The sequence below is a fragment of the Bradyrhizobium erythrophlei genome, assembly GCF_042430365.1.
Taxonomy (GTDB): domain Bacteria; phylum Pseudomonadota; class Alphaproteobacteria; order Rhizobiales; family Xanthobacteraceae; genus Bradyrhizobium; species Bradyrhizobium erythrophlei.
This window is the reverse complement of record NZ_JBHMET010000021.1, coordinates 1-661: the sequence shown is the minus strand read 5'-3', so window position 1 is coordinate 661 and position 661 is coordinate 1. Positions and strand designations below refer to the sequence as shown.

Here is a 661-nt window from a genome sequence, read left to right as displayed (position 1 = left end):
CGAATGCATGCTGGTGCTGATCGGCGCGACGCCGGAAGGCAAGAAGGAACTGATCGGCTTTCAGGTCGGCGTCCGGGAGAGCGCGCAAAGCTGGCGCGAGCTCCTGATCGACGTCAAACAGCGCGGGTTGCAGATCGCCCCGGAAATTGCCGTCGGCGACGGCGCGCTCGGCTTCTGGAAGGCGCTCGACGCGATCTTTCCCGGCACGCGGCACCAGCGGTGCTGGGTGCACAAGACCGTGAATGTCCTGGACAAGGTCCCGCTCTCGGTGCAGGCCACCATGAAGACGGACCTGCGCGAGGTCTACCGGGCGCCGAGCCGGGCGTCCGCCGAAGCGGCGATCGACGTCTTCGCCGAGAAATACCGCGCCAAGTACGGCCGGGCAGTCGAATGCCTGGTCAAGGATCGCGACGCGCTGCTGGCCTTCTACGACTTCCCTGCCGAGCATTGGGATCACTTGCGCACGACGAACCCCATCGAAAGCGTGTTCGCAACCGTGCGGCACAGGACGGTGCGAACCAAGGGCTCGCTGTCGCCAACCACTGCCAAGCTGATGGTGTTCAAGCTCGTCATGGCCGCATCAAAGACCTGGCGACGGCTAAAGGGCACAAATCAGTTGCCGAAGATCATCGCAGGTGTCAGTTTCCGAGACGGCATCGAG

Annotated in this window: 1 protein-coding gene; it reads left to right on the top strand. The window is 63.8% G+C overall.

Annotated elements, in window-relative coordinates; all coding sequences use genetic code 11:
* On the top strand, positions 1-661 hold a 661-nt coding region (locus tag ACFFWD_RS02870; RefSeq protein ID WP_376961255.1), incomplete at both ends, for an IS256 family transposase.